Origin of the sequence: Pseudomonas sp. 5C2, from assembly GCF_034314155.1 — a bacterium.
Lineage (GTDB): Bacteria > Pseudomonadota > Gammaproteobacteria > Pseudomonadales > Pseudomonadaceae > Aquipseudomonas.
In genome coordinates this window covers 2,011,512-2,024,682 of record NZ_JAVIWH010000003.1, presented here as the reverse complement: position 1 = coordinate 2,024,682, position 13,171 = coordinate 2,011,512, and the positions used below count along the sequence as shown (strand labels likewise).

At 57.6% G+C, this 13,171-nt stretch carries 13 protein-coding genes; 4 read left to right on the top strand and 9 right to left on the bottom strand.

Features of this window, described 5'->3' with window-relative positions; all coding sequences use genetic code 11:
* Nucleotides 1-145: 145 nt before the first annotated feature.
* From ilvC to RGU44_RS23825, 3 genes are read right to left on the bottom strand one after another with little or no spacing between them, the layout of a single operon-like run.
* Nucleotides 146-1,162, bottom strand: a complete 1,017-nt coding sequence (gene ilvC, locus RGU44_RS23835; RefSeq protein ID WP_219063788.1) for a ketol-acid reductoisomerase — start codon at nt 1,160-1,162, stop codon at nt 146-148.
* Between the two features lie 46 nt (nt 1,163-1,208).
* Nucleotides 1,209-1,700: an acetolactate synthase small subunit gene (ilvN, locus tag RGU44_RS23830; protein WP_219063789.1), complete on the bottom strand. Its 492-nt coding sequence runs from the start codon at nt 1,698-1,700 to the stop codon at nt 1,209-1,211.
* Nucleotides 1,701-1,702: 2 nt separating this feature from the next.
* Nucleotides 1,703-3,427 carry an acetolactate synthase 3 large subunit gene (locus RGU44_RS23825; protein WP_219063790.1) on the bottom strand — a complete coding sequence of 575 codons (1,725 nt, stop codon included), beginning with the start codon at nt 3,425-3,427 and terminating at the stop codon, nt 1,703-1,705.
* A 403-nt stretch (nt 3,428-3,830) separates the two neighbouring features.
* Here RGU44_RS23825 and RGU44_RS23820 point away from each other — a divergent pair, with 403 nt between their 5' ends.
* On the top strand, nt 3,831-4,256 hold the full coding sequence (locus RGU44_RS23820) for a DUF4124 domain-containing protein (RefSeq protein ID WP_322177853.1): 426 nt from the start codon (nt 3,831-3,833) through the stop codon (nt 4,254-4,256).
* Between the two features lie 24 nt (nt 4,257-4,280).
* Here the strand turns inward: RGU44_RS23820 and RGU44_RS23815 are convergent, their stop codons facing one another.
* From RGU44_RS23815 to mrcB, 3 genes are read right to left on the bottom strand one after another with little or no spacing between them, the layout of a single operon-like run.
* A complete protein-coding gene (locus RGU44_RS23815) occupies nt 4,281-4,610 on the bottom strand; it encodes a YqcC family protein (RefSeq protein ID WP_322177852.1) in 330 nt (109 codons plus the stop codon).
* Complete coding sequence (locus RGU44_RS23810) at nt 4,610-5,371, bottom strand: tetratricopeptide repeat protein (RefSeq protein WP_322177851.1); 762 nt, start codon at nt 5,369-5,371, stop codon at nt 4,610-4,612. The genes RGU44_RS23815 and RGU44_RS23810 overlap by 1 nt, the downstream gene beginning before the upstream one ends.
* 16 nt (nt 5,372-5,387) lie before the next feature.
* Nucleotides 5,388-7,712 carry a penicillin-binding protein 1B gene (gene mrcB / locus RGU44_RS23805; RefSeq protein ID WP_322177850.1) on the bottom strand — a complete coding sequence of 775 codons (2,325 nt, stop codon included), beginning with the start codon at nt 7,710-7,712 and terminating at the stop codon, nt 5,388-5,390.
* Between the two features lie 116 nt (nt 7,713-7,828).
* Between mrcB and RGU44_RS23800 the strand changes: the two genes are divergently transcribed.
* The 3 genes from RGU44_RS23800 (at nt 7,829) to RGU44_RS23790 (ending at nt 10,314) form a co-directional block, all read left to right on the top strand.
* Entirely contained in the window at nt 7,829-9,373 is a 1,545-nt protein-coding gene (locus RGU44_RS23800; protein WP_322177849.1) for a bifunctional aminoglycoside phosphotransferase/ATP-binding protein, read from the top strand.
* A 91-nt stretch (nt 9,374-9,464) separates the two neighbouring features.
* Nucleotides 9,465-9,809, top strand: coding sequence for a pentapeptide repeat-containing protein (locus RGU44_RS23795; RefSeq protein ID WP_322177848.1), 345 nt, complete (start codon nt 9,465-9,467; stop codon nt 9,807-9,809).
* Between the two features lie 232 nt (nt 9,810-10,041).
* Nucleotides 10,042-10,314, top strand: a complete 273-nt coding sequence (locus RGU44_RS23790; RefSeq protein WP_322177847.1) for a TfoX/Sxy family protein — start codon at nt 10,042-10,044, stop codon at nt 10,312-10,314.
* A 202-nt stretch (nt 10,315-10,516) separates the two neighbouring features.
* Here RGU44_RS23790 and deoC read toward each other — a convergent pair whose 3' ends face one another.
* The 3 genes from deoC to RGU44_RS23775 all read right to left on the bottom strand — a co-directional run bounded on the left by deoC (nt 10,517) and on the right by RGU44_RS23775 (nt 13,166).
* Nucleotides 10,517-11,287, bottom strand: a complete 771-nt coding sequence (gene deoC, locus RGU44_RS23785; protein WP_322177846.1) for a deoxyribose-phosphate aldolase — start codon at nt 11,285-11,287, stop codon at nt 10,517-10,519.
* 145 nt (nt 11,288-11,432) lie between these two features.
* The gene (locus RGU44_RS23780) at nt 11,433-12,350 is read right to left on the bottom strand and encodes a ChaN family lipoprotein (protein WP_322177845.1); all 918 of its coding nucleotides are present in this window, start codon (nt 12,348-12,350) and stop codon (nt 11,433-11,435) included.
* Between the two features lie 12 nt (nt 12,351-12,362).
* Nucleotides 12,363-13,166 (bottom strand): heme ABC transporter ATP-binding protein, encoded by an 804-nt coding sequence (locus tag RGU44_RS23775; protein WP_416194650.1) that lies wholly within the window; start codon nt 13,164-13,166, stop codon nt 12,363-12,365.
* Nucleotides 13,167-13,171: the final 5 nt, after the last annotated feature.

Below are 13,171 nucleotides of genomic sequence, written 5' to 3'. Positions count from 1 at the left end.
TTGCAACGGTGTGGAGAGTTTCGACAGATGTTTGCGACGAGGGTTCGTCATCAAACGATGCAGCTTTATACCAGAAGCGTGCAACCAAAACGAAAAAACGCGGCCGAAGCCGCGTTTTTCCAAAACAAAATCCTGGAACCAGGGATCAGTTCTTGGCTTTGTCGACGATCTTGTTCGCTGCAATCCACGGCATCATGGAGCGCAGTTTTTCACCGATGATTTCGATGCCGTGATTAGCGTTGTTACGACGCTTGGCAGTCATCGAAGGGTAGCCAGTGGCACCTTCGCTGATGAACATCTTGGCGTACTCACCATCCTGAATGCGTTTCAGGGCGTTGCGCATGGCCTGACGCGATTCGGCGTTGATCACTTCCGGACCGGTCACGTATTCGCCGTATTCAGCGTTGTTCGAGATCGAGTAGTTCATGTTGGCGATACCGCCTTCGTACATGAGGTCAACGATCAGCTTCAATTCGTGCAAGCATTCGAAGTAAGCCATTTCCGGCGCGTAGCCAGCTTCAACCAGGGTTTCAAAGCCTGCTTTGACCAGCTCAACGGTACCGCCGCACAGAACGGCTTGTTCGCCGAACAGGTCGGTTTCGGTTTCGTCTTTGAACGTGGTTTCGATGATACCGGTACGGCCGCCGCCAACGCCCGAAGCGTAGGACAGTGCGACGTTTTTGGCGTTGCCGGATGCATCCTGGTAAATAGCGATCAGGTCAGGAATACCTGCGCCTTTGACGAACTCGGAGCGCACGGTGTGACCCGGTGCTTTCGGCGCGATCATGATCACGTCGAGGTCAGCGCGAGGCACGACCTGGTTGTAGTGGATCGCGAAGCCGTGGGAGAAAGCCAGGGTTGCGCCTTTCTTCAGGTTCGGCTCGACTTCGTCACGGTACAACTGGGACTGGAATTCATCCGGGGTCAGGATCATGACAAGGTCAGCAGCAGCAACAGCAGAAGCAACGTCAGTCACTTTCAAGCCATGAGCTTCAGCCTTGGCGACAGTAGCCGAACCCTTGCGCAGACCAACAGTGACATCTACGCCGGAGTCTTTCAGGTTGCACGCTTGAGCGTGGCCCTGGGAACCGTAACCGATGATGGCCACTTTTTTGCCCTGGATGATCGAAAGGTCGCAGTCTTTGTCGTAATAAACTTTCATGAAATTCCCCTGTTATCCTGGCCGTTCAGGCCATTTGCGTAATGAGTTAAATGCTCAGCACTTTGTCGCCACGGGCAATGCCCGTCACGCCACTGCGTACTGTTTCCAGGATCGCCGAAGTGCCGATAGCCTGAATGAAGCTGTCCAGTTTATCGCTCGTTCCGGTCAGTTGCACGGTGTACACGCTACTGGATACGTCAACGATTTGCCCACGGAAAATATCCGTGGTGCGCTTGATCTCGGCGCGCTGGGCGCCAGTGGCCTTGACCTTGACCAGCATCAGCTCGCGTTCGATGTGCGCGCTTTCAGACAGATCGACCAACTTGACCACTTCAATCAATTTATTGAGGTTCTTGGTGATCTGCTCGATCACCTCATCGTGCCCCACGGTGGTCAACGTCAGGCGCGACAGGGTCGGGTCTTCAGTCGGCGCCACGGTCAGGCTTTCGATGTTGTAGTTGCGCTGCGAAAACAGACCAACAACCCGTGACAATGCACCAGGTTCGTTTTCCAGCAAAAGAGAAATGATGTGCCGCATGATTAAGTCCGCTCCGTCTTGCTCAGCCACATATCGCGCATGGAGCCGTCTTTGATCTGCATCGGGTAGACGTGCTCGCTGGTATCAACCTTGATATCAAGGAACACCAGGCGGTCCTTCATGGCGAAGGCTTCTTCCATCATCGGCTTCAAATCTTTCAACTCAGTGATTCGCATCCCGACATGACCATAGGCTTCGGCCAGTTTTACGAAGTCCGGCAAGGACTCCATATAGGAATGTGAATGACGAGCGCCGTAGTTCATGTCCTGCCACTGACGCACCATACCCAGCGCGCCGTTGTTCAGGTTGATGATCTTCACCGGCAAGTCGTACTGCAGGCAGGTGGACAGCTCCTGGATGTTCATCTGGATACTGCCTTCACCCGTCACACAAGCGACATCCGCTTCTGGAAAGTTCAGCTTGACACCCATGGCCGCCGGGAAACCGAAGCCCATGGTGCCCAGTCCGCCGGAGTTGATCCAGCGGTTAGGCTTGTTGAAGCGATAGTACTGAGCTGCGAACATCTGGTGCTGACCCACGTCGGAGGTCACGTAGGCATCGCCACGCGTGACTTCGCTGAGCGTCTCGATAACGGTCTGAGGCTTGATGATGCTGCCGTCACCCTTGTTGTAAGGGAACATATCGCGATCAGCGCGCCACTCATCGACCTGCTTCCACCAACTGGCAACCGACTCCTTGTTAGGGGTTTCGCCGATGTCCTTGAGGGTGGCGACCATTTCGGTCAACACGCTCTCTACCGGGCCTACGATCGGGACGTCGGCCTTGATGGTTTTGGAGATCGAAGCCGGATCGATATCGATGTGGATGATCTTGGCGTTCGGGCAAAATTTTGCCGGGCCGTTGATCACTCGGTCATCAAACCGCGCACCGACCGCCAGGATCACGTCAGCATGGTGCATGGCCAGGTTGGCGGTGTAACTGCCGTGCATACCGAGCATGCCGAGAAACTGTCGGTCGTTGCCCGGGTAAGCACCAAGCCCCATCAAGGTATTGGTGACGGGTACGTTCAGCAGCTGTGCCAGCTCGGTCAATGGCGCAGAGCCATGACCCAGAATGACGCCGCCGCCTGCGTAGATGATCGGCCGCTTGGCCGCCAACAGCATTTCCACTGCCTTGCGAATCTGCCCCGAGTGACCACGCACAGCCGGGCTATAAGAGCGCAGCTTGGCTTTTTTCGGGAAGACGTATTCGAACTTCTCGGCCGGGTTGGTCATATCTTTCGGGATATCAACCACCACCGGACCAGGACGGCCGGATTGCGCCAGGTAGAACGCTTTTTTCAGGACCTCAGGAATTTCCGCAGCGCTTTTGATCATGAAGCTGTGCTTCACGATTGGCCGGGAGATACCGATCATGTCGGTCTCTTGGAACGCGTCGGTGCCGACCATGGTGCTCGGAACCTGGCCAGACAGGATCACCATCGGGATCGAGTCCATGTAGGCGGTTGCGATGCCAGTGATGGCATTGGTCGCGCCAGGGCCCGAAGTCACCAGTACCACACCGGCTTTACCGGTGGCACGGGCGTAACCGTCAGCCATATGAGTTGCTGCTTGCTCATGACGAACCAGGATGTGAGTCACAGCCGGTTCTTTGAACAGCGCGTCGTAAATATGCAGGAGGGCACCACCAGGGTACCCATAGATATTCTTAACGCCTTCGTCACGCAAAAAGCGGACGACCATTTCAGCGCCAGATAAAAGCTCCACGTTGTTCACCTCTAAAACGCCAGAATACCGCCCACAAAAAAGGGACGGGTCTTAATAGGTTTACTGCTAGCAGAGCATGAGCGACGGTGGTCGCCGACTACGTCAGCACTGACTGAGCAAGTATTGGGAGGTCCCCAAAGTGTTTGCGGGGCTTTCCCACCCAGCGCGAGGTAACGCGTTGCGGGTGTTACAGGTCGACGCGGATGTGCGCCTCATGATCTACCGAGAGGGTCTGCTTCTGGCAGTCCATCTACAGCGAACGTTGGATTGTTGTGATTAGACCTCTTCAAGTCAAGTCATCCGTGCGCTTTCTTCCGACTAACCGCATGAAAAGTCACTGAGTGACGGCTGCTGGCATGCACTTATGGTAGGTTGCCGGTGCACAGCCATCGAAGGAGGCACCATGCGCTACAGGACCCTAGCGGCCGTTCTTTTGTTTACAGTGAGCGCCACCAGCCAAGCCGGGCAGATCTATAAATGGGTCGATGCCCAAGGCCAGACTCATTTTGATGCGCAACCGCCAGCCGGGCAGCCGACGCAACAGATTGATGTGCAGAAGGCTCCGCCAGCCCCTCCCCGCCCTTCCCCGGCGGCAGGCAGCGTGCAGGGCGACCAGAAAGCAATAGAAAGCAAAGTCAAAAAACAGATTGCGGTGCAGGAGACCAAACGGGCGAAGTATTGCGAAGACGTAAGGACCAATCTGGTCCAGCTTCAAAACAATCCGCGCCTGCGTGAGGAAGTGAATGGAGACGTGAGGCGTTTGACCGAGGAAGAGCGTCAGACCCGAATAGCCGAAACCCAAAAAACCATTAGCGAAAACTGCCAGTAAACGCGCCAGGCAAAGAGCCGAGCGTCAACTGACCTCGGTGATCAGTCGATCGAACTGCGCCAGCAGTTGCTGAAGCTGTCGAGCTTCACCCTGACGGCTTGCATAGACCATCTCGGCCATTTCCAGAATACCCGACGCATTGGGTAAGGGTAGATCCTGTTCGAGGATGACTTTCATCCGCGGTAGAAAAATCCACTGCAACCACTGGTGGAACTCCAGCGTATCCACGGAAAAAGGCTCGCGACTGGCCAACACCTGCTCACTGGGTGGCAGATCACTCCACCAACCCAGCACACGCAGTTCACGCTCGATCAGCAGCAATTGCTCTGCGATCCGAGGGAAGCGCCTATCCATCAGAAGCTGACCTTGGCTTTTTGGCGGGCCACTGCTGCGCCAGCCGGATCCCCCTGCTTCTCACGCGATTGGGCAATCAAACCCCACAGGCTTGCCTGCAGACTTGGCCGCCCATTGGCGTAGGTCAGGCCACGGCGAGCGAGCTGTTCGGCCTGCGCTGCATCCCCTTGAGCCAGACGCACTTGCGCCAGACGGTAAAGCACTTGCGGCTCACGGGGCGCCACACGCTGGGCACGCTCAAGGCTCGACGACGCGCCATTCAGATCGCCGCTGGCTTGTTGCTGCTGAGCCGTCGTGAGCAACGACAAGACCGGGCCATCCAGCTGTTCGTCCGCAGACAAACCGCCACCACTTGGGATACCGCTCGGCATTACAGGCGCAGGCGCGCCGTAGTTGCCGGTATTAGCGGGCGCCGTATTCACGGGGGCAGAGTTGATCGGCGATGGGCTGATCGGCGACGTATCGATCGGGCTGGTGCTGATCGGCGCAGTATTGATTGGCGCCGCGTAACTCTGGATCGGCGCAGAACTACCACCACCGCCAGGCACCATCACCACTACACCTGAATCTTGCGGGATCGCTTGCCGCTGCTGAGGCTGGGCAACATTGGGCCGATACGTGCCCTTGTTGTTGGCGGGGATACGCTCACTGTTGGAGACCTTGCTACCGGAGTCCACCACCGGAATTGAGCCACGCTGCACGCTGGCACAGCCATTAAGCAAAGCCAAAGCCGTTACCGCAGGAATCCACCACTTATTCACATCACATCCTCTTTGCTTAATTCAACCAGCCCTTGACCCAATCCATCACTGCATCGGCCGGTGCTGGATTGACACCGCCACAGGCTGCGCCGGGTGCCGGTTCACTGCCGCGAATATACGGCATCTGGACCGCATTCGGGCAGGTTGAATCGGAGCCTTGACCGGTACTGGCATTGATCCAGACCTGAACCACATTGTCCGGCTGCGGCATATCCAATGGAAGTGGGTCTGCCTTGCGCATGAAGCTTGTCCAAATCTGCAACGCGCCGGTGGCACCGGTAAACGGAGTCTTGCCGTTATCATCGCGGCCCAGCCAGACAACGGCCAGCAAGTCCTGACTGAAACCCGCGAACCAACTGTCACGCGAGTCGTTACTAGTGCCGGTTTTACCCGCCAGATTCAGAGAGCTCGGCAGTTGACTGTAGACCGACTTACCCGTGCCTTCGCGCATGACGCGCTGCATCGCATTCTGTACCAGGTAAATCGAGCCCGGATCGAAACGCTGCTGAATCTGGAACGGATAACGCTTGAGTGGCTCGCCCTCGGCAGTCAGTACGCTGCGAATACCGCGCATCGGCGTATTGAAGCCACCGTTTGCAATGGTTTGGTACATGGTTGCCACCTCCATCGGACTGAGCCCGCCCGCGCCCAGCAACATCGACGGATACGCAGGCCATTCACGGGTCACACCCAACTTGGCCAAGGTTTTGAACACATTCGGCACACCCAGCTCAAGCCCCAGTTTGGCCGTGGACAAGTTGTAGGAATGTGCCAACCCTTGGTACAGGAAAATGTTGCCATGCGCCTTGCGGTCGTAATTCTGAGGTTTCCAGATCTGACCATCTGCACCCTTGACCGAAAATGGCTCGTCGGACACCCAACTGGTCAGCGTGTACTGACTTGGACGCTCGAGGGCCGTGAGATAGATGGCCGGCTTGACCAGCGACCCAATCGGCCGTACGGCATCGATTGCCCGGTTGAACCCGGCATACCCTGCCTGACGGCTACCGACCAACGCCTGGACTTCGCCGGTTTCCGGATTGGTCACGACCATTGCCGCCTCCACATCCTCGGAACCCTTGCGACCCGCCAACTTCTTGAATGTTTCGTTGACCGCGGCCTCGGACTTCATCTGCAGGATCGGATCAAAACTGGTGAAGATGCGCAGACCTTCTTCGGTCAAGTCTTCGTCGCGATAGTCTTCACGCAACTGACGTTTGACCAAGTCCAGGAAGCCGGGGAACGAGCTGTCCGCCAGGCTGCCAGTCTTGGTCACACCCAGCGGCATTTTCTTGGCCGCAGCGACGACTTCCGGCGTCGCCACGCCCTGTTGCTCCAGAAGGTCGAGCACCAGGTTGCGGCGTTCCAGCGCGCGCTCGGGATAGCGGCGCGGGTTGTAATAGGAAGGGCCTTTAACCATGCCGACCAGCAGCGCTACCTGATGCAACTTCAGTTCGGACAGCGGCTGGCTGAAGAAGTACTGGCTGGAGAGACCGAAACCGTGGACTGCTCGTTGCCCGTCCTGCCCAAGGAAGACCTCGTTGAGGTAAGCCTCGAGGATTTCCTGCTTGCTGTAGTGCACCTCCAGCAGCAAGGCCATCATGGCTTCGGTCAGTTTCCGGTTAAGGCTGCGCTCGTTGCTCAGGTAGAAGTTCTTGACCAACTGCTGGGTCAGCGTACTGCCGCCCTGACGCATCTGCCCGGCAGACGCGTTGACCCAGAACGCCCGGGCAATCGACTTTGGCGACACACCGAAATGGTGATAAAAATCCCTGTCTTCAACCGTGATCAGCGTATCGAGCAAATACGGCGGCGCCTGATCGATCTTGATCAGGATGCGGTCTTCGAGATTCTTCGGGTAAAGCCCGCCGATCAATAACGGTTCGAGCCGCGCAACCGACAATTTCGAGCCATCGGTCGCCGATAACCCGGCCACATAGTCGCCCGAGAAACGCACGCTGACTTGCTGTGCAGGGTCCGTGCCTTCATAAAACTGGAAACCACGGGTATTGAGATCGACCCTGGTGCCGTTCACCGCTGCCGCGCCCGGCCCATTGGCGACGCTTTCACGGCGATAGCCCAAGGCATCGAGTTCAGTCAGGAAATCGACCTGAGAAAGCTTTTGTCCGACGAATAGCTCCAGCGGGCGGGCGTAAACCTTGGCCGGAATCGTCCAGCGCTTGCCAGAAAACTTTTCCTGGACGATAGCGTCGAGATAAACCGCAAAGCCTGCGAGCACGACAAGGCCTACCAGTCCGAGCTTCAAAGCCCAGCCAAACCAGGTGCGAAGACCGCCAGAGGCGCGTTTTTTGGGGGTACGGGGAGTGCGGGTACGAGTCATGGCGGCGGATTATACGCACTTTGTTCACGATCGACAGGCACCCTCGGGCGGTTTGCAGCGCAGCCATGAATCGCCATAATAGCAGCCTTGATTTTCAACCCCTTGAAGGATCGCCTGTGAGCCAGTCCCTGATTGCCGCGCTGCAAAACCCGGCCCTCTATCCGCATCCGGTAGAAGGTTTCCAGGTCATTGAGACGCATATCTCGTGGGTGCTGCTCACCGGCCCCTACGCGTACAAAATCAAGAAGCCGGTCAACTTCGGCTTCCTCGATTTCACCAGCCTGCCGGCACGCGAGCATTTTTGTCGCGAAGAGCTGCGCCTGAACCAGCGTCTGACTAGCGATTTGTACCTGGATGTCTTGCCGATTACCGGCAGCGTTGAAGCACCGCAACTGGGCGGCGATGGCGAGGTCATCGAGTACGCACTTAAAATGCGCCAGTTCCCACAAAGCCAGTTGCTCAGCACGCTGCAGGCCAATGGCGAATTGACGCCGTCGCACATCGACGAGATGGCCAGGCAGATTGCAGAGTTCCACATCAACGCACCGCACGTCCCACAGGAACATGCGCTTGGCGCACCTGAAAGCGTGATGGCGCCGGTCCTGCAAAATTTCGAACAAATCCGCCCGTTGATCAGTGACAAGGCTGACCTGCAGCAACTGGACGCGCTCCAGGCGTGGGCTGAGTCCAGCTTCGAGCGACTCAAAGACCTTTTCGCACAGCGCAAGGCGGCAGGTTTCATTCGCGAGTGCCATGGCGATATTCACTTGGGAAACGCCACGCTGATCGACGGCAAGGTGGTGATTTTCGACTGCATTGAATTCAACGAGCCCTTCCGCCTGACTGATGTCTATGCCGACATCGCGTTCCTGGCCATGGACCTGGAAGACCGCGGCCTGAAATCACTGTCACGGCGCTTCATCAGCCAGTACCTGGAACTGACCGGCGATTATCAGGGCCTGGAACTGCTGAATTTCTACAAAGCCTATCGTGCACTGGTCCGTGCCAAGGTTGCATTGTTCAGCCTGCCAGAGCACGCCGATCCCGTGCAACGCGCCAGCACCCTGCGCCAATACCGCAATTACGCCAACCTGGCAGAAAGCTACAGCGCCATCCCATCGCGGTTTCTGGTCATTACCCACGGTGTTTCCGCCGTCGGCAAGAGCCACGTAGCCATGCGTCTGGTGGAAGCATTGGGCGCGATTCGCTTACGCTCTGACGTCGAACGTAAACGTCTTTTCGGCAAGCACAGCGAGAACGGCGGTATTTATAGTGCCGACGCCAGCGTTGCCACCTATACCCACCTGCATCAACTGGCTGACAACGTATTGCGCGCAGGCTTCCCGGTCGTGATTGACGCGACCTACCTCAAGCGCGAGCAACGCGACGCCGCAGCAAAAGCTGCCGAGGCTTCGGGGGCGCCGTTCCTGATCCTAGATTGCAACGCGCCACAAGCGGTGATCGCGGGTTGGCTGGCGCAACGTCAGGCGCAAAATGTTGATCCGTCCGACGCGACCATGGAAGTGATTGAAGCTCAACAGGCCCATCGTGAAGCCTTGGGCGCTGATGAGATTCTGCGCAGCAAACGCGTCGAGACCAACAACAGCAGCGATCTTGATGGTCTGGTTGCCCATATCCGCCAGCGCCTGCCGGGGCTGTAAGCGATACTTTGTGCCGTGACGCAGTTAATGCTTCACGGCACAAAAATAGTGGCATTATACTGGCGCCACAATTCCAACAGGAGATGCCCCCATGAGCCAGCCTAAACAGCTCGACTCCCCGCTCTACGCTCTTCTGCACCAAGACGACATCACGGCCTTCAATGAACAGAAGCCAAAAACGGGTACCGTCGATCTTGTCGGCGGAGATTTCCGCGGTCTTGATCTACGCAGGCTGGACGCCACCGGTGTCGATTTCACGGATGCCTATTTTCGTGCAGCCGATCTACGCGGAGTGGACCTGCGTCACACCGCACTGGAAGGCGCCAGCATTGGCCATGCACAGATCTCCGGGACTTTTTTCCCGGCGGAACTGACGGCGGATGAAATTCTGATGTCTGTCAACTTTGGCACCCGGTTGCGCTACAGAACTAAATGATCGCCCGATAATCGGGCCCCGCACGCTCTATCGTGCGGGCCTGATCGTGCTGCCCATGTCCCCTGCGCATACCTGCCCCCTCCGAACTTGCCCCTGTCGAATGTCGCCTTCCCGAGCGAGCTTTAGCCTGCTGTATCAATAGCCCGCGCTTTCGCCACTGCCCGCTACACTCCTTTCAGATTTGCTCACACCGCAAACACAGTGCAGTGCTCAGCCATCGCAAGGAGGCTCGATGAACGATGAACTGCAACACTTGAAAAACCTCGGCAAGACGTCTGCCCAATGGCTGCATGCCGTCGGCATTCATAATGCTTCCGACTTGCGTCGGCTAGGCCCGGTGAACGCTTACAAAGCGGTACGTGCTCGAGGTTTTCGAGCATCGAAAGTGCTGCTTTATGCCATTGAAGGCGCGCTGTTGGACATGCATTGGAATGACATCCCCGTCGAGCGTAAACAAGCTCTGAACCAGCAACTTGAAGCACTTGCGCCGACCCAAAGGTACTAGGCGTCAATCCGTTGAAATTAGTTATGGACCAGGCATTGACACGCAAATGAGAATCGTTATTATTTCTGCAGCTGGTCGATGATTTGAAAGGCCAGTGGTTCGGACTCTCAGATTATCTCCTCATCAGGCTAATCACGGTTATTGACCCGGCTTTTTGCCGGGTCTTTTTTTGCCTGTATGAAAGCGCCGCCATCGCACTCGGCTAGTGCCCCGGCGCCAGCACGCCTAGCCGGGTCAGCACATCGTCGAGCAGGCTCGAAGCCCCTAGTCGCACACGATTGACATTGACCCAATGCGGGCCGAAGCGGGCACGAGCCAGGTCGAGATAGACCTGCGCATCCTCGAACGTGCGAATCCCGCCTGCCGCTTTGATTCCGGCCTGCCCGCCTGCCTCGGCAATCACCTCCAATATGATACGTCCGGCCTGGGGCGTGGCATTGACTGCGACTTTTCCAGAACTGGTCTCAATGAAATCAGCACCCGCCGCCAGGACGTCCACGCAGGCCTTACGGATAATCTGTGGGTCTTTCAATTCACCGGTTTCCAGAATGACCTTGAGTACCGCCCGTTCGCCACACGTCGTTTTGCACGCCGCAACCAAGTCCATCGCCGCTTGCTGGTCACCAGTCAGCAGGGTGCGATACGGGTACATCAGATCAATCTCATCGGCACCGGAGGCCAGGGCACCCCTGGTTTCAGAAACAGCGGACTGGATGTTGAGCCCGCCGTACGGAAAGTTGGCGACGGCGGCGACGCGCACCGTCTCCGCGTGCAATTCATCCAGGGTACGCCGCGCCAGTTGCACAAAACGCGGATAGACACACACGGCGGCGACAGTCCCCACGGGCGTTAGCGCTCGCTGGCAAAGGGCGATAATCCGCGCCTCTGTGTCATCGGCGTTGAGCAGGGTCAGATCAAGCAATCCGATCACTTGACGCGCCAACTGCTCATCCTGCGGAGTCATTTCGTTCATTCTGTCCAATCCCTTACACAACAGGCAGAACAATAAACGAGGCCGATGCTCCAGACTCGATCAAGCGTCGAACAGGGACATGGACTACAAAACTAAGGGAAGAGTCCGAATGAAGACGTGCCTAGGTGTGCAATGACAGCGATGATCAAGGCTTTTTAGGCTGGGCCCGCCATTGTGCGCAGTAATCCTGCTCAGGCAATGCCGGGGTGTACCAGACGTAATCGGCAGCCCCTTGCGACACCGGAGCGCCGGCTTGCGCCAGAAGCAGCACAACGGTGCCGTGGCTGACACCCAGATCCAGAAGGTGCGTGGGCACACCCAAGTCCTTGCGCGCATGGTAAGTACCGGCAAACAGCAGCGCGGGTGAAGGTGCTTCGAGCAGTCTCTGCGCCATGCGCCGGTCTCGCTGCTGCTGGACCGCGAGCATCGCAGGCATGTGCTCTTCCGGCAGCAATCCGCAATGGGATTCACGAATCTGATTCAGCAATTGCTCGCGCACCGCCGGGGTGGTCGAATGCACGCCGGTCAGCGTCGGTGCTTGCGTGTAGATCGCCGTGACGTCGCGAGCATCCAGGTTCGCCGACAACAACGGATAGGGCTGTCCCAGCGCATAGCGCACGACAGGCCCGTAAAGAGCCCAGTCCCAGCCCTTTTGCCACGCCAAAGCAGCGGGCAGGTCATCAGGAATACCCGACTTTCTGACCTCCGCCTGGACCGCATCAACCTTCGCTTGTTGGTCAGGAGTGAGCATTTCCAACAGCAGGCTGCCTTGCGCACGCTGATCGGCCAGCACCTGCAAAAGCCATAGCTGCAACGCATGATGATCGGGGTTGTCGTGCTGCTCACCGACAAGGACCCTCGGCGCCTGCGCTAAACGCTCGGCCAGCTGCTGCGGCGTCAGTTCCCGACCGCTGCTCATATCACGGATGACCCCGACATCCGCCTGCTCATGCCCACGCGGGCTTTGCCAGGCAGGTACCTTTCGTACGGGGGACGTGGTTTGGCAAGCACTCAGCGTAGCCAGTAACCCGGCAAGCAACATAATCCAGAGCAAACGAAGCATCAGGCCTGCCTTTTATCGCGCGATGATCAGAGGATGGCCGCGTTCGGGGTGAGCTTGCACCAATACCTCCAGGCCAAAGACCGACTTGAGGGGCTCAGGCTGGAGAACGACGGCAGGACTGCCCAGCGAATGGGCGTGACCACTCGCCAACAACAGTAAACGATCACAGTAGCGCGCAGCCAGATTCAAATCGTGCAGGATGACCATCACCGCTGCCCCGCGATCGGAAAACTCGCGGACTGCTTGCAGAATGGTGTGCTGATGCAGCGGGTCGAGCATTGATGTTGGCTCGTCGAGTAATAACGTTTGACCACGTTCACCCGGCCATAGCTGTGCCAGCACACGCGCCAAGTGCACGCGCTGGCGTTCGCCACCGGACAACGCCATATAACTGCGCCCCTGTAGATGCGCCGCATCCGCAGCGATCAACGCGGCACGAATGACGTCCGCATCACGCACCCGACCACTGTCATGGGGCAAGCGCCCCATCGCCACCACCTCCTCCACCCTAAAAGAAAAACTCAAGGTCGAGCTTTGCGGCAGTACCGCCAAACGCTGCGCCCGCTCTGAACCGCCCCAGTCGGCCAATCTTTTTTGATCCAGCCAAACCTGTCCCCGAGCGGCTTTCAGCTCACCACACAACGCCCCCAGCAAGGTACTTTTGCCGGCACCGTTGGGGCCCAGTACGCCGAGAATCTCACCTGGGCGAAGGTCCAGTGTGATATCCGTCAACACCGTTTTTGTACCGCGTTGAATGTGCAGGTTTTCACTGCGTAGCATCAGGTGCGCCCTCGTAACGGCATCAGGTACCTCCACGCACA